Source organism: Vibrio sp. PBL-C16, assembly GCF_034321865.1.
GTDB lineage: Bacteria > Pseudomonadota > Gammaproteobacteria > Enterobacterales > Vibrionaceae > Vibrio > Vibrio alginolyticus.
In genome coordinates, this window is sequence record NZ_JAXLNY010000002.1 from 37,117 (window position 1) to 55,861 (window position 18,745).

5 protein-coding genes, 3 tRNA genes and 6 rRNA genes are annotated in these 18,745 nt (G+C 47.6%); 12 read left to right on the top strand and 2 right to left on the bottom strand.

All coding sequences use genetic code 11. The features are described 5' to 3' along the window. Window positions 1-54 precede the first annotated feature (54 nt). The 12 genes from UQW94_RS08360 to UQW94_RS08415 all read left to right on the top strand — a co-directional run bounded on the left by UQW94_RS08360 (window position 55) and on the right by UQW94_RS08415 (window position 17,292). Window positions 55-2,190, top strand: coding sequence for a lysine decarboxylase CadA (locus UQW94_RS08360; RefSeq protein ID WP_005451159.1), 2,136 nt, complete (start codon window positions 55-57; stop codon window positions 2,188-2,190). Window positions 2,191-3,027: 837 nt separating this feature from the next. Beyond that, a 16S ribosomal RNA gene (locus UQW94_RS08365) occupies window positions 3,028-4,580 on the top strand. Window positions 4,581-4,885: 305 nt separating this feature from the next. Then, window positions 4,886-7,776 (top strand): 23S ribosomal RNA (locus UQW94_RS08370). Window positions 7,777-7,869: 93 nt separating this feature from the next. Next, a 5S ribosomal RNA gene (gene rrf / locus UQW94_RS08375) occupies window positions 7,870-7,986 on the top strand. Window positions 7,987-8,303: 317 nt separating this feature from the next. Continuing rightward, window positions 8,304-9,856 (top strand): 16S ribosomal RNA (locus tag UQW94_RS08380). A 66-nt stretch (window positions 9,857-9,922) separates the two neighbouring features. Beyond that, window positions 9,923-9,999: transfer RNA gene (locus tag UQW94_RS08385), tRNA-Ile, on the top strand. 42 nt (window positions 10,000-10,041) lie between these two features. Beyond that, window positions 10,042-10,117 (top strand) — tRNA-Ala (locus tag UQW94_RS08390). A 300-nt stretch (window positions 10,118-10,417) separates the two neighbouring features. Further along, window positions 10,418-13,308: ribosomal RNA gene (locus tag UQW94_RS08395) — 23S ribosomal RNA — on the top strand. 93 nt (window positions 13,309-13,401) lie between these two features. Continuing rightward, window positions 13,402-13,518: ribosomal RNA gene (rrf, locus tag UQW94_RS08400) — 5S ribosomal RNA — on the top strand. The 16S, 23S and 5S rRNA genes sit together here with 3 tRNA genes alongside, the layout of an rRNA operon. A gap of 45 nt (window positions 13,519-13,563) precedes the next feature. Next, window positions 13,564-13,640: transfer RNA gene (locus UQW94_RS08405), tRNA-Asp, on the top strand. Window positions 13,641-14,566: 926 nt separating this feature from the next. Next, on the top strand, window positions 14,567-16,138 hold the full coding sequence (locus tag UQW94_RS08410) for an ABC-F family ATP-binding cassette domain-containing protein (RefSeq protein WP_322142188.1): 1,572 nt from the start codon (window positions 14,567-14,569) through the stop codon (window positions 16,136-16,138). Beyond that, a complete protein-coding gene (locus tag UQW94_RS08415; RefSeq protein WP_322142189.1) occupies window positions 16,135-17,292 on the top strand; it encodes an MFS transporter in 1,158 nt (385 codons plus the stop codon). The genes UQW94_RS08410 and UQW94_RS08415 overlap by 4 nt, the downstream gene beginning before the upstream one ends. Before the next feature lie 74 nt (window positions 17,293-17,366). Here UQW94_RS08415 and fis read toward each other — a convergent pair whose 3' ends face one another. Then, window positions 17,367-17,663 (bottom strand): DNA-binding transcriptional regulator Fis, encoded by a 297-nt coding sequence (gene fis / locus UQW94_RS08420; RefSeq protein WP_000462885.1) that lies wholly within the window; start codon window positions 17,661-17,663, stop codon window positions 17,367-17,369. Window positions 17,664-17,686: 23 nt separating this feature from the next. Next, the gene (gene dusB / locus UQW94_RS08425) at window positions 17,687-18,655 is read right to left on the bottom strand and encodes a tRNA dihydrouridine synthase DusB (RefSeq protein ID WP_005382505.1); all 969 of its coding nucleotides are present in this window, start codon (window positions 18,653-18,655) and stop codon (window positions 17,687-17,689) included. Window positions 18,656-18,745 lie beyond the last annotated feature (90 nt).

An 18,745-nucleotide genomic window follows, 5' to 3' on the forward strand; every position in this document is an offset into this window, starting at 1 on the left:
ACTCATTGCCAGTAAATGGCAAAGAGCGCCCTCATTCGCCTTGGAGATGTCCAAATGAATATATTCGCTATCTTGAACCACATGGGTGTGTTCTTTAAAGAAGAGCCAGTTCGTCAACTTCACGCTGCTCTTGAGAAAGCGGGCTACGAAGTGGTTTACCCAGTAGATGATAAAGACTTGATCAAAATGATTGAGATGAACCCACGCATTTGCGGTGTGCTGTTCGACTGGGATAAATACTCACTAGAGCTATGTGAACGTATCAGCCAAATCAACGAAAAACTGCCTGTTCACGCATTTGCTAACGAACAGTCTACTCTAGACATTTCACTAACAGACCTACGTCTAAACGTGAGCTTCTTCGAGTACGCTTTAGGTATGGCTGACGACATCGCTATCAAAATCAACCAAGCGACAGAGGCATACAAAGATGCCATCATGCCTCCATTCACTAAAGCGCTATTCAAATACGTAGAAGAAGGTAAATACACCTTCTGTACTCCAGGTCACATGGGCGGTACTGCATTCCAGAAAAGCCCTGCTGGTAGCATCTTCTACGATTTTTACGGTCCAAACACATTCAAAGCGGACGTATCAATTTCAATGCCTGAACTAGGTTCTCTACTAGACCACTCAGGTCCACATAAAGATGCTGAAGAATACATCGCACGTACATTCAATGCAGACAGTTCGTACATCGTAACTAACGGTACGTCTACATCGAATAAAATCGTTGGTATGTACTCAGCGCCAGCAGGCAGCACAGTACTGATTGACCGTAACTGTCACAAGTCTCTGACTCACCTAATGATGATGAGCGACGTGACACCAATCTACTTCCGCCCAACTCGTAACGCATACGGCATCCTTGGTGGCATCCCACAAAGCGAATTCAGCCGCGATGTAATCGCAGAGAAAGTGGCGAAAACACCAGGTGCAACAGCACCAACTTACGCAGTAGTGACTAACTCAACTTACGATGGCTTGTTGTACAACACACAATTCATCAAAGAGTCGCTAGATTGTAAACACATCCACTTCGACAGTGCTTGGGTGCCTTACACTAACTTCAACCCAATTTACGAAGGTAAATGTGGTATGAGTGGTGAAGCGATGCCAGGCAAAGTGTTCTACGAAACACAATCAACACACAAACTGTTGGCAGCGTTCTCACAAGCTTCAATGATTCACGTGAAAGGCGACTTTGATAAAGAATCTTTCAACGAAGCATTCATGATGCACACTTCAACTTCACCTCAGTACGGCATTGTTGCTTCTACTGAAACTGCAGCGGCAATGATGCGCGGCAACACTGGTAAGAAGTTGATGCAAGACTCTATCGATCGCGCAATCCGCTTCCGTAAAGAGATCAAACGTCTAGAAGCAGAAAGCGACAGCTGGTTCTTCGATGTATGGCAACCAGAAAACATCGATACCACAGAATGTTGGAAACTAGACCCTAGCGACACATGGCACGGCTTCAAGAACATGGATGATAACCACATGTATCTTGACCCAATCAAAGTAACGCTACTGACTCCAGGGATGAATAAAGAAGGCGAACTAGAAGAATCAGGTATTCCTGCTTCGCTGGTGGCTAAATTCCTAGACGAGCGCGGCATCGTGGTAGAGAAAACAGGTCCATACAACTTGTTGTTCCTATTCTCAATCGGTATCGACAAATCAAAAGCAATGCAATTGCTACGCGGTCTAACTGAATTTAAACGTGGCTACGACTTGAACCTAACCATCAAGAGCTTCCTACCTTCGCTATACAACGAAGATCCAAGCTTTTATGAAGGCATGCGCGTTCAAGAACTAGCACAAGCAATTCATGACCTAACTAAGAAATACAACCTACCAGAGCTAATGTACAAAGCGTTCGATGTTCTTCCAGAAATGAAAGTAACACCACACGCAGCATGGCAAGAAGAGCTTCGCGGTAACGTAGAAGAAATCAAACTGGAAGAAATGGTTGGTCGCGTAAGTGCGAACATGATCCTTCCTTACCCTCCAGGTGTGCCACTAGTACTTCCTGGTGAAATGGTGACTCAAGAGTCTCGCCCTGTGCTGGACTTCCTAGAGATGCTTTGTGAGATCGGTGCGCATTACCCAGGTTTCGAAACCGACATCCACGGTCTATACCAACAAAAAGATGGTAGCTACACCGTAAAAGTATTGAAGAACTAAGTTCCTCTCGAAGATGACGCTATTGGGAATGCAAGCATGCTCCACTCTTACGAGCTCAATGCGTCATCGAACAATAACGGCATTTAGATATACCCCTAACTATTCTGTCGTAAAGAGAAGGGCAAGGATGCTCTGATCTTTTCTTCTATATATAGAAGAAACACTTTTCCAAGACTTCACCTGAAGTACCCCAAATAAAAAGCAAAGACCAAAAGAGCAGTTCGTCATCGTTCTGCTCTTTTTTTTCGTCTTTATATCGATAGAAAGAGAAAAAAGAACCAAGAGAGATAAGATCAGCAATCAAAATCACAAAGAAATAGGCGATCTTTTAATGCAGAAGTCAGGTGTTTCATCATGAAAAGATCCTCTGCAACCCGAAATATTAGACAAGATCGTTGAGTATCTATGCAGAGTGCTCGTTATTTGTGCGGTTGAAAGTTTTTTTGCAAAAAACGCTTGTGCTAATTTCTCAACCCCCTATACTGCGCATCCACCGACACGGAGTGAGACGAAAGTCACACAGCGAGTCGGGAAGAGAGAAAAAAGAATTTGAAAAAAATGCTTGACTCTCTCACGGTGTGAAGTAAGATACGCACCCCTAACGACGAGCAACTAAGTTGCTGAAAGTGTTAGAAAAGCTCTTTAAAAATAAGAACCTATCAATCTGTGTGGGCACTCGTTGATGATAATCCAATTAGATATTTCTTTCTTAATGGAAAGCGGTATCAAATTAGGTTTCAATGAAACGAAGTGACCATTGAATCTTCGGATTCAGCACAGTCAATTCAAACATTACTTTATGTAATGTTCAGTATTCATTGAGCCGAACAAAATCTTAAATTGAAGAGTTTGATCATGGCTCAGATTGAACGCTGGCGGCAGGCCTAACACATGCAAGTCGAGCGGAAACGAGTTATCTGAACCTTCGGGGAACGATAACGGCGTCGAGCGGCGGACGGGTGAGTAATGCCTAGGAAATTGCCCTGATGTGGGGGATAACCATTGGAAACGATGGCTAATACCGCATGATGCTTACGGGCCAAAGAGGGGGACCTTCGGGCCTCTCGCGTCAGGATATGCCTAGGTGGGATTAGCTAGTTGGTGAGGTAAGGGCTCACCAAGGCGACGATCCCTAGCTGGTCTGAGAGGATGATCAGCCACACTGGAACTGAGACACGGTCCAGACTCCTACGGGAGGCAGCAGTGGGGAATATTGCACAATGGGCGCAAGCCTGATGCAGCCATGCCGCGTGTGTGAAGAAGGCCTTCGGGTTGTAAAGCACTTTCAGTCGTGAGGAAGGTAGTGTAGTTAATAGCTGCATTATTTGACGTTAGCGACAGAAGAAGCACCGGCTAACTCCGTGCCAGCAGCCGCGGTAATACGGAGGGTGCGAGCGTTAATCGGAATTACTGGGCGTAAAGCGCATGCAGGTGGTTTGTTAAGTCAGATGTGAAAGCCCGGGGCTCAACCTCGGAATAGCATTTGAAACTGGCAGACTAGAGTACTGTAGAGGGGGGTAGAATTTCAGGTGTAGCGGTGAAATGCGTAGAGATCTGAAGGAATACCGGTGGCGAAGGCGGCCCCCTGGACAGATACTGACACTCAGATGCGAAAGCGTGGGGAGCAAACAGGATTAGATACCCTGGTAGTCCACGCCGTAAACGATGTCTACTTGGAGGTTGTGGCCTTGAGCCGTGGCTTTCGGAGCTAACGCGTTAAGTAGACCGCCTGGGGAGTACGGTCGCAAGATTAAAACTCAAATGAATTGACGGGGGCCCGCACAAGCGGTGGAGCATGTGGTTTAATTCGATGCAACGCGAAGAACCTTACCTACTCTTGACATCCAGAGAACTTTCCAGAGATGGATTGGTGCCTTCGGGAACTCTGAGACAGGTGCTGCATGGCTGTCGTCAGCTCGTGTTGTGAAATGTTGGGTTAAGTCCCGCAACGAGCGCAACCCTTATCCTTGTTTGCCAGCGAGTAATGTCGGGAACTCCAGGGAGACTGCCGGTGATAAACCGGAGGAAGGTGGGGACGACGTCAAGTCATCATGGCCCTTACGAGTAGGGCTACACACGTGCTACAATGGCGCATACAGAGGGCGGCCAACTTGCGAAAGTGAGCGAATCCCAAAAAGTGCGTCGTAGTCCGGATTGGAGTCTGCAACTCGACTCCATGAAGTCGGAATCGCTAGTAATCGTGGATCAGAATGCCACGGTGAATACGTTCCCGGGCCTTGTACACACCGCCCGTCACACCATGGGAGTGGGCTGCAAAAGAAGTAGGTAGTTTAACCTTCGGGGGGACGCTTACCACTTTGTGGTTCATGACTGGGGTGAAGTCGTAACAAGGTAGCGCTAGGGGAACCTGGCGCTGGATCACCTCCTTAAACGATGATTATTGCGATGAGTGTCCACACAGATTGATAGTTCACAAGCGCAAGCTTGTAGCTAACATAGCTCTTTAACAATTTGGAAAGCTGACAAAACAACAATTTATTGTTGTTTGTAAAGTTCTCAATGTTTATCGAAAGATAAACACCAAAAAACACATTCAAGTGTTCTTGGGAATATCACTTTTACAGTGATTATTCGAAATTGAGTCCGGCAAAATCGATATGTCTCTCGCTCATTCAAATAATGAGAGACAACTTTGGTGATTTGAACATCAACTCGAAACTCCTTCGGGTTGTATGGTTAAGTGACTAAGCGTACACGGTGGATGCCTTGGCAGTCAGAGGCGATGAAGGACGTATTAACTTGCGATAAGCCCAGATTAGGTAGTAAAAACCATTTGAGTCTGGGATTTCCGAATGGGGAAACCCAATACCATAAGGTATTACTGTTGAGTGAATACATAGCTCAACAGGGCGAACCGGGGGAACTGAAACATCTAAGTACCCCGAGGAAAAGAAATCAACCGAGATTCCGAAAGTAGCGGCGAGCGAAATTGGACTAGCCCTTAAGCTTTACACGCGTTAGACGAACAGCCTGGAAAGGCCGACGATACAGGGTGATAGTCCCGTAGTTGACGACGTGTGTTCAGTGAAATCGAGTAGGGCGGGACACGTGATATCCTGTCTGAATATGGGGGGACCATCCTCCAAGGCTAAATACTACTGACTGACCGATAGTGAACCAGTACCGTGAGGGAAAGGCGAAAAGAACCCCTGTGAGGGGAGTGAAATAGAACCTGAAACCGTGTACGTACAAGCAGTAGGAGCAGGCTTTGTCCTGTGACTGCGTACCTTTTGTATAATGGGTCAGCGACTTATATTCAGTGGCAAGGTTAACCATCTAGGGGAGCCGTAGGGAAACCGAGTCTTAACTGGGCGTTCAGTCTCTGGATATAGACCCGAAACCAGGTGATCTAGCCATGGGCAGGTTGAAGGTTGAGTAACATCAACTGGAGGACCGAACCGACTAATGTTGAAAAATTAGCGGATGACTTGTGGCTAGGGGTGAAAGGCCAATCAAACCTGGAGATAGCTGGTTCTCCCCGAAAGCTATTTAGGTAGCGCCTCGGACGAATACTACTGGGGGTAGAGCACTGTTAAGGCTAGGGGGTCATCCCGACTTACCAACCCTTTGCAAACTCCGAATACCAGTAAGTACTATCCGGGAGACACACGGCGGGTGCTAACGTCCGTCGTGGAGAGGGAAACAACCCAGACCGCCAGCTAAGGTCCCAAATTACTACTAAGTGGGAAACGATGTGGGAAGGCTCAGACAGCCAGGATGTTGGCTTAGAAGCAGCCATCATTTAAAGAAAGCGTAATAGCTCACTGGTCGAGTCGGCCTGCGCGGAAGATGTAACGGGGCTAAGTAGTAAACCGAAGCTGCGGCAATGCACTTTAGTGCATTGGGTAGGGGAGCGTTCTGTAAGCGGTTGAAGGTGTGTGGTAACGCATGCTGGACGTATCAGAAGTGCGAATGCTGACATGAGTAACGATAAAGGGGGTGAAAAACCTCCTCGCCGGAAGACCAAGGGTTCCTGTCCAACGTTAATCGGGGCAGGGTAAGTCGACCCCTAAGGCGAGGCCGAAAGGCGTAGTCGATGGGAAACGGGTTAATATTCCCGTACTTCTTACAATTGCGATGGGGGGACGGAGAAGGCTAGGTGGGCCTGGCGACGGTTGTCCAGGTTCAAGTGCGTAGGCTGAAGAGTTAGGTAAATCCGGCTCTTCTTAAAGCTGAGACACGACGTCGAGCATCTACGGATGTGAAGTCATTGATGCCATGCTTCCAGGAAAAGCCTCTAAGCTTCAGATTGTAAGGAATCGTACCCCAAACCGACACAGGTGGTCGGGTAGAGAATACCAAGGCGCTTGAGAGAACTCGGGTGAAGGAACTAGGCAAAATGGTACCGTAACTTCGGGAGAAGGTACGCTCTCGACGGTGAAGTCCCTCGCGGATGGAGCTATTGAGAGTCGCAGATACCAGGTGGCTGCAACTGTTTATTAAAAACACAGCACTGTGCAAAATCGCAAGATGACGTATACGGTGTGACGCCTGCCCGGTGCCGGAAGGTTAATTGATGGGGTTAGACTTCGGTCGAAGCTCTTGATCGAAGCCCCGGTAAACGGCGGCCGTAACTATAACGGTCCTAAGGTAGCGAAATTCCTTGTCGGGTAAGTTCCGACCTGCACGAATGGCGTAATGATGGCCACGCTGTCTCCACCCGAGACTCAGTGAAATTGAAATCGCTGTGAAGATGCAGTGTACCCGCGGCTAGACGGAAAGACCCCGTGAACCTTTACTACAGCTTGGCACTGAACATTGACCCTACATGTGTAGGATAGGTGGGAGGCTTTGAAGCGCAGTCGCTAGATTGCGTGGAGCCGTCCTTGAAATACCACCCTTGTAGTGTTGATGTTCTAACGTCGACCCCTTATCGGGGTTGCGGACAGTGCCTGGTGGGTAGTTTGACTGGGGCGGTCTCCTCCCAAAGCGTAACGGAGGAGCACGAAGGTGGGCTAATCACGGTTGGACATCGTGAGGTTAGTGCAATGGCATAAGCCCGCTTGACTGCGAGAATGACAATTCGAGCAGGTGCGAAAGCAGGTCATAGTGATCCGGTGGTTCTGAATGGAAGGGCCATCGCTCAACGGATAAAAGGTACTCCGGGGATAACAGGCTGATACCGCCCAAGAGTTCATATCGACGGCGGTGTTTGGCACCTCGATGTCGGCTCATCACATCCTGGGGCTGAAGTCGGTCCCAAGGGTATGGCTGTTCGCCATTTAAAGTGGTACGCGAGCTGGGTTTAGAACGTCGTGAGACAGTTCGGTCCCTATCTGCCGTGGGCGTTGGAGAATTGAAAGGGGCTGCTCCTAGTACGAGAGGACCGGAGTGGACGAACCTCTGGTGTTCGGGTTGTGTCGCCAGACGCATTGCCCGGTAGCTAAGTTCGGGATCGATAACCGCTGAAAGCATCTAAGCGGGAAGCGAGCCTTGAGATGAGTTCTCCCTGATACTTTAAGTATCCTAAAGGGTTGTCGTAGACTACGACGTTGATAGGCAGGGTGTGTAAGCGTTGTGAGGCGTTGAGCTAACCTGTACTAATTGCCCGTGAGGCTTAACCATACAACACCCAAGGGGTTTTGATGGACTCAATGAAAGAACGTTGAATGTGTAAGAACGAGAATTAAAAAACAGCTTTCCAGATTAAAGAATTTGCTTGGCGACCATAGCGTTTTGGACCCACCTGATTTCCATGCCGAACTCAGAAGTGAAACGAAATAGCGTCGATGGTAGTGTGGGGCTTCCCCATGTGAGAGTAGAACATCGCCAGGCTTTATTTCCGACTTGTCTGAATACAGACGAGTCAACATAAGGTTTTAAACAAAAGTTTAGAATTTTATGTTGACTTTCAAAGTGGAAAGCGTATTATACGCACCTCGCTTAAGTGCTAAGGCACTGAAAGCCAAGCTCTTTAACAATATAGACCTATCAATCTGTGTGGGCACTCGTTGATGATAATCCAATTAGAAACTTCGGTTTCAAATTAGGTTTCAATGAAACGAAGTGACCATTGAATCGAAAGATTCAGCACAGTCAATTCAAACATTACTTATGTAATGTTCAGTATTCATTGAGCCAAACAAAATCTTAAATTGAAGAGTTTGATCATGGCTCAGATTGAACGCTGGCGGCAGGCCTAACACATGCAAGTCGAGCGGAAACGAGTTATCTGAACCTTCGGGGAACGATAACGGCGTCGAGCGGCGGACGGGTGAGTAATGCCTAGGAAATTGCCCTGATGTGGGGGATAACCATTGGAAACGATGGCTAATACCGCATGATGCCTACGGGCCAAAGAGGGGGACCTTCGGGCCTCTCGCGTCAGGATATGCCTAGGTGGGATTAGCTAGTTGGTGAGGTAAGGGCTCACCAAGGCGACGATCCCTAGCTGGTCTGAGAGGATGATCAGCCACACTGGAACTGAGACACGGTCCAGACTCCTACGGGAGGCAGCAGTGGGGAATATTGCACAATGGGCGCAAGCCTGATGCAGCCATGCCGCGTGTATGAAGAAGGCCTTCGGGTTGTAAAGTACTTTCAGTCGTGAGGAAGGCGGCGTCGTTAATAGCGGCGTTGTTTGACGTTAGCGACAGAAGAAGCACCGGCTAACTCCGTGCCAGCAGCCGCGGTAATACGGAGGGTGCGAGCGTTAATCGGAATTACTGGGCGTAAAGCGCATGCAGGTGGTTTGTTAAGTCAGATGTGAAAGCCCGGGGCTCAACCTCGGAATAGCATTTGAAACTGGCAGACTAGAGTACTGTAGAGGGGGGTAGAATTTCAGGTGTAGCGGTGAAATGCGTAGAGATCTGAAGGAATACCGGTGGCGAAGGCGGCCCCCTGGACAGATACTGACACTCAGATGCGAAAGCGTGGGGAGCAAACAGGATTAGATACCCTGGTAGTCCACGCCGTAAACGATGTCTACTTGGAGGTTGTGGCCTTGAGCCGTGGCTTTCGGAGCTAACGCGTTAAGTAGACCGCCTGGGGAGTACGGTCGCAAGATTAAAACTCAAATGAATTGACGGGGGCCCGCACAAGCGGTGGAGCATGTGGTTTAATTCGATGCAACGCGAAGAACCTTACCTACTCTTGACATCCAGAGAACTTTCCAGAGATGGATTGGTGCCTTCGGGAACTCTGAGACAGGTGCTGCATGGCTGTCGTCAGCTCGTGTTGTGAAATGTTGGGTTAAGTCCCGCAACGAGCGCAACCCTTATCCTTGTTTGCCAGCGAGTAATGTCGGGAACTCCAGGGAGACTGCCGGTGATAAACCGGAGGAAGGTGGGGACGACGTCAAGTCATCATGGCCCTTACGAGTAGGGCTACACACGTGCTACAATGGCGCATACAGAGGGCGGCCAACTTGCGAAAGTGAGCGAATCCCAAAAAGTGCGTCGTAGTCCGGATTGGAGTCTGCAACTCGACTCCATGAAGTCGGAATCGCTAGTAATCGTGGATCAGAATGCCACGGTGAATACGTTCCCGGGCCTTGTACACACCGCCCGTCACACCATGGGAGTGGGCTGCAAAAGAAGTAGGTAGTTTAACCTTCGGGGGGACGCTTACCACTTTGTGGTTCATGACTGGGGTGAAGTCGTAACAAGGTAGCGCTAGGGGAACCTGGCGCTGGATCACCTCCTTAAACGATGATTATTGCGATGAGTGTTCACACAGATTGATATGGTTTATAAAGTAAAGAGACGATACTGGGTCTGTAGCTCAGGTGGTTAGAGCGTTCGCCTGATAAGCGAGAGGTCGGTGGTTCGAGTCCACTCAGACCCACCAATTTCTTTCCCAAGGAATTGGCGACAGTATCGACACCTTGATGGGGCTATAGCTCAGCTGGGAGAGCGCCTGCCTTGCACGCAGGAGGTCTGCGGTTCGATCCCGCATAGCTCCACCATCTTTAAGTGTTCTTGAAAAAGAATCTTTAAAAATGGTTTTCATCAGAAAATCTAGATCTTTAACAATTTGGAAAGCTGACAAAACAATCTTTTAAGATTGTTTGTAAAGTTCTCAATGTTTGTCTTTAAGACAAACACCAAAAAACACATTCAAGTGTTCTTGGCTTTTTGTTTTCATTTTTTCTAAAAATGAAGGTAAAGAGATGAGTCCGGCAAAATCGAATGTCTCTCGCTCATTCAAATAATGAGAGACAACTTTGGTGATTTGAACATCAACTCGAAACTCCTTCGGGTTGTATGGTTAAGTGACTAAGCGTACACGGTGGATGCCTTGGCAGTCAGAGGCGATGAAGGACGTATTAACTTGCGATAAGCCCAGATTAGGTAGTAAAAACCATTTGAGTCTGGGATTTCCGAATGGGGAAACCCAATACCATAAGGTATTACTGTTGAGTGAATACATAGCTCAACAGGGCGAACCGGGGGAACTGAAACATCTAAGTACCCCGAGGAAAAGAAATCAACCGAGATTCCGAAAGTAGCGGCGAGCGAAATTGGACTAGCCCTTAAGCTTTACACGCGTTAGACGAACAGCCTGGAAAGGCCGACGATACAGGGTGATAGTCCCGTAGTTGACGACGTGTGTTCAGTGAAATCGAGTAGGGCGGGACACGTGATATCCTGTCTGAATATGGGGGGACCATCCTCCAAGGCTAAATACTACTGACTGACCGATAGTGAACCAGTACCGTGAGGGAAAGGCGAAAAGAACCCCTGTGAGGGGAGTGAAATAGAACCTGAAACCGTGTACGTACAAGCAGTAGGAGCAGGCTTTGTCCTGTGACTGCGTACCTTTTGTATAATGGGTCAGCGACTTATATTCAGTGGCAAGGTTAACCATCTAGGGGAGCCGTAGGGAAACCGAGTCTTAACTGGGCGTTCAGTCTCTGGATATAGACCCGAAACCAGGTGATCTAGCCATGGGCAGGTTGAAGGTTGAGTAACATCAACTGGAGGACCGAACCGACTAATGTTGAAAAATTAGCGGATGACTTGTGGCTAGGGGTGAAAGGCCAATCAAACCTGGAGATAGCTGGTTCTCCCCGAAAGCTATTTAGGTAGCGCCTCGGACGAATACTACTGGGGGTAGAGCACTGTTAAGGCTAGGGGGTCATCCCGACTTACCAACCCTTTGCAAACTCCGAATACCAGTAAGTACTATCCGGGAGACACACGGCGGGTGCTAACGTCCGTCGTGGAGAGGGAAACAACCCAGACCGCCAGCTAAGGTCCCAAATTACTACTAAGTGGGAAACGATGTGGGAAGGCTCAGACAGCCAGGATGTTGGCTTAGAAGCAGCCATCATTTAAAGAAAGCGTAATAGCTCACTGGTCGAGTCGGCCTGCGCGGAAGATGTAACGGGGCTAAGTAGTAAACCGAAGCTGCGGCAATGCACTTTAGTGCATTGGGTAGGGGAGCGTTCTGTAAGCGGTTGAAGGTGTGTGGTAACGCATGCTGGACGTATCAGAAGTGCGAATGCTGACATGAGTAACGATAAAGGGGGTGAAAAACCTCCTCGCCGGAAGACCAAGGGTTCCTGTCCAACGTTAATCGGGGCAGGGTAAGTCGACCCCTAAGGCGAGGCCGAAAGGCGTAGTCGATGGGAAACGGGTTAATATTCCCGTACTTCTTACAATTGCGATGGGGGGACGGAGAAGGCTAGGTGGGCCTGGCGACGGTTGTCCAGGTTCAAGTGCGTAGGCTGAAGAGTTAGGTAAATCCGGCTCTTCTTAAAGCTGAGACACGACGTCGAGCATCTACGGATGTGAAGTCATTGATGCCATGCTTCCAGGAAAAGCCTCTAAGCCTCAGATTGTAAGGAATCGTACCCCAAACCGACACAGGTGGTCGGGTAGAGAATACCAAGGCGCTTGAGAGAACTCGGGTGAAGGAACTAGGCAAAATGGTACCGTAACTTCGGGAGAAGGTACGCTCTCGACGGTGAAGTCCCTCGCGGATGGAGCTATTGAGAGTCGCAGATACCAGGTGGCTGCAACTGTTTATTAAAAACACAGCACTGTGCAAAATCGCAAGATGACGTATACGGTGTGACGCCTGCCCGGTGCCGGAAGGTTAATTGATGGGGTTAGACTTCGGTCGAAGCTCTTGATCGAAGCCCCGGTAAACGGCGGCCGTAACTATAACGGTCCTAAGGTAGCGAAATTCCTTGTCGGGTAAGTTCCGACCTGCACGAATGGCGTAATGATGGCCACGCTGTCTCCACCCGAGACTCAGTGAAATTGAAATCGCTGTGAAGATGCAGTGTACCCGCGGCTAGACGGAAAGACCCCGTGAACCTTTACTACAGCTTGGCACTGAACATTGACCCTACATGTGTAGGATAGGTGGGAGGCTTTGAAGCGCAGTCGCTAGATTGCGTGGAGCCGTCCTTGAAATACCACCCTTGTAGTGTTGATGTTCTAACGTCGACCCCTTATCGGGGTTGCGGACAGTGCCTGGTGGGTAGTTTGACTGGGGCGGTCTCCTCCCAAAGCGTAACGGAGGAGCACGAAGGTGGGCTAATCACGGTTGGACATCGTGAGGTTAGTGCAATGGCATAAGCCCGCTTGACTGCGAGAATGACAATTCGAGCAGGTGCGAAAGCAGGTCATAGTGATCCGGTGGTTCTGAATGGAAGGGCCATCGCTCAACGGATAAAAGGTACTCCGGGGATAACAGGCTGATACCGCCCAAGAGTTCATATCGACGGCGGTGTTTGGCACCTCGATGTCGGCTCATCACATCCTGGGGCTGAAGTCGGTCCCAAGGGTATGGCTGTTCGCCATTTAAAGTGGTACGCGAGCTGGGTTTAGAACGTCGTGAGACAGTTCGGTCCCTATCTGCCGTGGGCGTTGGAGAATTGAAAGGGGCTGCTCCTAGTACGAGAGGACCGGAGTGGACGAACCTCTGGTGTTCGGGTTGTGTCGCCAGACGCATTGCCCGGTAGCTAAGTTCGGGATCGATAACCGCTGAAAGCATCTAAGTGGGAAGCGAGCCTTGAGATGAGTTCTCCCTGATACTTTAAGTATCCTAAAGGGTTGTCGTAGACTACGACGTTGATAGGCAGGGTGTGTAAGCGTTGTGAGGCGTTGAGCTAACCTGTACTAATTGCCCGTGAGGCTTAACCATACAACACCCAAGGGGTTTTGATGGACTCAATGAAAGAACGTTGAATGTGTAAGAACGAGAATTAAAAAACAGCTTTCCAGATTAAAGAATTTGCTTGGCGACCATAGCGTTTTGGACCCACCTGATTTCCATGCCGAACTCAGAAGTGAAACGAAATAGCGCCGATGGTAGTGTGGGGCTTCCCCATGTGAGAGTAGGACATCGCCAGGCTTTAAATTTTGGACGCTTGCTTATTAAAGCGAGTGATACCACTGCGGAGTGGTAGTTCAGTTGGTTAGAATACCGGCCTGTCACGCCGGGGGTCGCGGGTTCGAGTCCCGTCCACTCCGCCACTTATATTAAGCCTCAGTCGAAAGACTGAGGCTTTTTTTGTTTTGGTTCGCCGACTTACCTTAAACCCACTTTCATATTGAAACCTTGCATCGAGAGGCCGGCTTCCCTCTGGCGATGCTTTCTAAGCCCTGTTATGAGGGAAGTGGAACGCAGTTTTGTGTGGTTTCTGCAGTCTCGAGCGCTAGTTTTGAGCCCCTGCGCTTAACTTACCAAAGCTTCCTTTATTATTACCTGGAAATTTATTCACTAGGTTATGTTATTTTCGGGGGAGATTTCTCTGCTTTAGATGTTTTGATTTAGCCATAGGCGCTTATTAATATAAACTCAGCGCATTTAAAACTTTCCAAACATGGATTTTGTTTTGTCGATCTATTTAAGCCAGTGTCTTAAAGTATATTCGCTACTTCTTCCCTCTAACCCTCTCCAACCTTCAAAGCCACCACTACGTACGTATAACGTGAGCGGTATAGGTGCTTTCATAGCTGTGTTTGCTGAGTAAGTCGTTCACCTAGCACATTGACTGAGGAAAGGTCTTCTTTCAGTGGATCTTCGTCTAAGTCACGATAGTTTTAATAATTATCTGGTACTTTTTATTCTAAAGGTGTACGCTTCGCATCGAATGTTTTTTCGACAGTAAATCATGTTATATCTCTTGTTTAAAAGCTTTGTAAGAAGGCTGAACTCCGTGCAAAAAACGCGATGAAGTGTTGCTCGGAGTCTTAAATTAATCTTCATCAGGTGTTTTATGTGTGGGTAGCTTCGCTGAAGTTATACGCAGGCGTCTGTACACCTGATAAAAGAGAAGAGATGGCCGGTGATATTTCATCATCGGCCTTTTTGTATCTGTTAAGCAGCTACAAAGCATTATCCAGTATTGAAATAAGGGCCGGTATTGATCATCGGCCCTTTTTATTTGGTTAAAAGCATGAGTATTTTACAAGTTAAAAATTTGTCTTATCAGATCGCTGATAAGAGTTTATATAACAACGCGACATTTCGAATTAACGTGGGAGAGAAAGTAGGTATCACCGGAGCGAATGGTGTTGGAAAAAGCACCTTATTGAAACTGCTTTTCGGTGAATTATCTGCAGATAAGGGCTGCATTGACTGGTTACCAAACCTTGAGGTGGGGTATTTAGAACAACATTTTAAGATCGATAATGTGCTGACAGTTCATGAGTGTTTAAAGGGCTCTTTTGAGAGTTTATACGCTGCAGAGCAAAAGCTTTGGACTTTGTATCATGCGATGACCGAGTCTCACTCTACATCTCTTTTAAGCCAAGTCGCTCGGCTACAGGCATATTTAGAAGATGAAAACTTCTATGCAATTAATACCAAAATTGAACAAGTTGCTGTAGGTCTTGGCATTTATCAATTTGGCTTAGATACACCGCTTGTCTCGCTAAGTGGCGGTCAAAGACACAAAGTCCTTTTAGGCAGGTTGTTACTTCGCAACCCCGATGTGTTAATTCTTGATGAGCCGACAAACTATCTTGATGCTCCGCACATTGAATGGCTAGTCACGTTTCTCAATGATTACATTGGCACAGTTTTACTGGTTTCTCATGATGTTGATTTCCTTAATCAAGTAGCGACCAGTATTTGTGATATTGATTATCAAACGGTTCGAAAATACAGCGGCACTTATGTCAAAGCAATGCAGCAAAAGCATCACGATGGTGCTTTGATAGAAAAGCAATATAAGGCTCAGCAAAATGAAATTCGAAAGTTAGAGCAATTTATTGCCAAAAATGGCGCTGGAGTTAACGCGAGTCTTGCTAAAGGGCGTAAGAAAAAACTGGATAAAATCGAACGTATTCAACTGAATCATGTAGAGAAAGTATCGACGTTTGACTTTGCTTACCAGCCCATTGAGCAACCGAATGTGGTTGAGGCAAAAGCGTTGATGATCGGTTATCAGCAGCCTCTGCTTCCAGTATTTGATATCACGTTAGCGCGCGGGGAAAAGTTGGTTGTTGCTGGTTTTAACGGCGTGGGTAAGTCGACCTTACTTAAAACCCTGATGAGGGAGATCGAGCCACTCTCTGGTGAGGTGGTATTGGCAAAAGGTGCAATGATTGGTTATTTTTCTCAAGATTTGTCTTGGCGCCATCCTCAGAACACACCTGAACAGGAGCTGTGCTCTTGTGCGCCAACAATCTCAAGCAAAGAGTCACGCAAGCTATTAGCTCGCTTTGGGATCACGGGGGATAAGACGCAGCGCCACTTAGATACATTGAGCGGTGGTGAGCAAACTCGGGTGAAACTGTGTTGTTTATCGGTTCAGAAATGCCATGTTTTGCTGTTGGACGAACCAACAACACATTTGGATAGCAGCAGCAAAAATGCGCTTAAAGAGGCTCTCCAGCGCTTTTCCGGTAGCGTGATTGTGGTATCTCATGAGAAGGCATTTTTGCAATCTTGGCCTGATAGAGTTTTAGATATTTCGTTGCTCACTTGTGCTGAATCGAAAACAGAACAGGAGGTGGAGCTATGATGCAGTCCATGATCCTATTTCTCGTTGCTTTTCTTGTTGGTGCTGATGAGTTGATGCTTGGATCTATTCTTGAACCCATCGGAAATGATTTAAGTGTTCAACCGAGTCAGGTTACCTTATTTATTACGGCATATAGTTTAGCCATAGCAATTTGCGCTCCTTACTTGGGCCGTTTATCAGACCGAGTTGGGCGTATTCGTATCATGGTGCCTGCTTGCTTTGTATTTGGGGTTGCGTCTATTACGACGGGCATAGTTCATGATTTTGAACTTGCTATTGCAACTCGAGTGATCACTGGTATTGCAAGTGCAGGCATGTTGCCAATTGCATTCGCGTTAGCGGGAGACGCGAAGGGTAATAGAGCGATGCGTCAAATTGTGATGGTTCAGGCGAGATTAACGCTAGGTATGATAACTAGCCCGGCGATCGGAGCATTGTTGACCCAGCTTTTATCATGGCGTGCCGCTTTTATTATTTTGGGCGTTGCGGCTCTTCTTGTCAGTGCCATGAGCGTAGTGTTCATGAACAACAAGCATGATGAGTCCAAAATGTCAGATGCTCTGCCACCTATAACAGGTGTAATTCATGTTCCTGGCGCGTTGAGGGCGATTTTAGCGATGTGTTTAGGTCTAGGGGGAGGTATTGGTGTATTTAACCTGATAGGCCTTCATATTCGAGATACCAGCGATTTGGCGCTCGGTTGGGTGGGCGCTATTTATGCAGCTCTAGGGATCGTGAGTGTGGTTGGAAATATGTGCGTGGCGAGAGCTTCTCGCTGGCTTGGTAGCTCTCGAGCCGTTATGCGAGTGGCTTTAATGGTGTGCATACCTTGCAGTGCATGGGTGTTCTCAAATGAGATGAGTACGGTGACCGCTTATCTTCCAGCTCTAGTGCTCTGGTCTCTTGCTGGAGGGGTTGGTTCTCCGGCATTACAAGCACATATCGCAAGCTTATCTGATGAATATCGAGGTGTGTTAATGTCTTTTGGAATGAGTATGATGCACTTTGGTGTCGCGATTTGGTCTGCCTTGGCGGGCTTCGCGTATTCTGTAGGCAATGAATGGGTCGCTTTCGTGGCTTTCCTATTGTTTGGCTCAGCAGTAGTTATCTTAAAGCCAGTTGGTAATACTGAACAAAGTGAGCGTTATTCGTAGTGTTTTAGTAGATAAAGAAAAGCCGTTACCTAAAAAGGTAACGGCTTGTTCCAAATACTTTTTGAAAAACGGTCTTAGTTCATGCCGTATTTCTTAAGTTTCTTGCGAAGAGTACCGCGGTTGATACCCATCATAGTTGCTGCGCGAGTTTGGTTACCGCGAGTGTACTGCATGATAGTATCTAGTAGTGGCTGTTCAACTTCAGCTAGAACTAATTCGTATAGTTCTGTTACTTCCTGGCCGTTTAGTTGAGCAAGGTAGTTTTTAAGAGACGCTTTAACAGAGTCACGTAAAGGCTTCTGAGTAATCTGGTCTTGTGACGTTACTGTAGTTACTGTTAATGCTTCTGAAGTCAGATTTTGTTCGAACATATTCGGTCTAGCTCTTCTCTTAATTATGATGCAACGTTATCAAAATAACCTTCTAACGCCTCAATTTGCAGCGGAGCTGCGTCGATAGCGTTGAAGGTACGGCGAAACTCACTTGCCTGTTCATGCTCTTTCAGGTACCACCCAACGTGCTTGCGCGCGATACGTGGACCTAAGAACTCCCCATAAAACTCATGCAGAGCATTTACATGACCAAGCATAATGGTTTTCACTTCCTCAGTTGGAAGTTCCTCCATTGTGGTGCCGTTTTCCAAATAGTGATGGATTTCCTGGAAAATCCAAGGACGACCCTGGGCAGGGCGTCCAATCATTAAAGCGTCCGCACCGGTGTACTCCAGTACAAATTTGGCTTTCTCCGGGCTATCGATATCACCGTTCGCGATAACCGGAATTGAAATCGCCTCTTTTACCGCTTTAATGCTGTCATATTCGGCCTCACCTTTGTACATACATGCTTTCGTTCTGCCATGCAGAGCAAGAGCTTGTATGCCGCAGTTTTCGGCTAATTTAGCGATCTGGACACAGTTCTTGTTGTCTGTATCCCAGCCAGTTCGAGTCTTTAACGTTACAGGAACGTCCACTGCATTCACGACCGCTTTCAAAATCTCTTCGATAATGTTTGGGTATTGAAGCAGAGCAGAGCCCGCTAGCTTCTTATTCACTTTTTTTGCCGGGCAGCCCATGTTGATGTCGATGATTTGTGCACCGTTCTCAACACTGAATTGAGCTGCGTCCGCCATAAGCTGTGGATCGGAACCCGCAATCTGTACAGAGCGAATGCCCGATTCGCCCTCGTGTACCATGCGCTGTTTCGACTTTGACGTTCCCCATAGTTTTGGGTTAGCAGACATCATTTCACTGACGGCCATTCCCGCACCATAGCGAAGACACAACTCGCGAAACGGTCTATCCGTTACACCAGCCATAGGGGCTACGATTAGATTGTTCTTAAGTTGATAGTTTCCGATTTTCAAAACGTCATCACAGTTCTGTACCAGCAAGGGCGCGCATTTTACGCATTTTTTCACTGCGTGAAAAGACTAATATTTGAGCATTTACAAATT

Bases quoted from the DNA above. Each gene is read 5' to 3' on its own strand.
- UQW94_RS08360 (WP_005451159.1), top strand. From the start codon at position 55: ATGAATATATTCGCTATCTTGAACCACATGGGTGTGTTCTTTAAAGAA.
- UQW94_RS08410 (WP_322142188.1), top strand. From the start codon at position 14,567: ATGAGTATTTTACAAGTTAAAAATTTGTCTTATCAGATCGCTGATAAG.
- UQW94_RS08415 (WP_322142189.1), top strand. From the start codon at position 16,135: ATGATGCAGTCCATGATCCTATTTCTCGTTGCTTTTCTTGTTGGTGCT.
- fis (WP_000462885.1), bottom strand. From the start codon at position 17,663: ATGTTCGAACAAAATCTGACTTCAGAAGCATTAACAGTAACTACAGTA.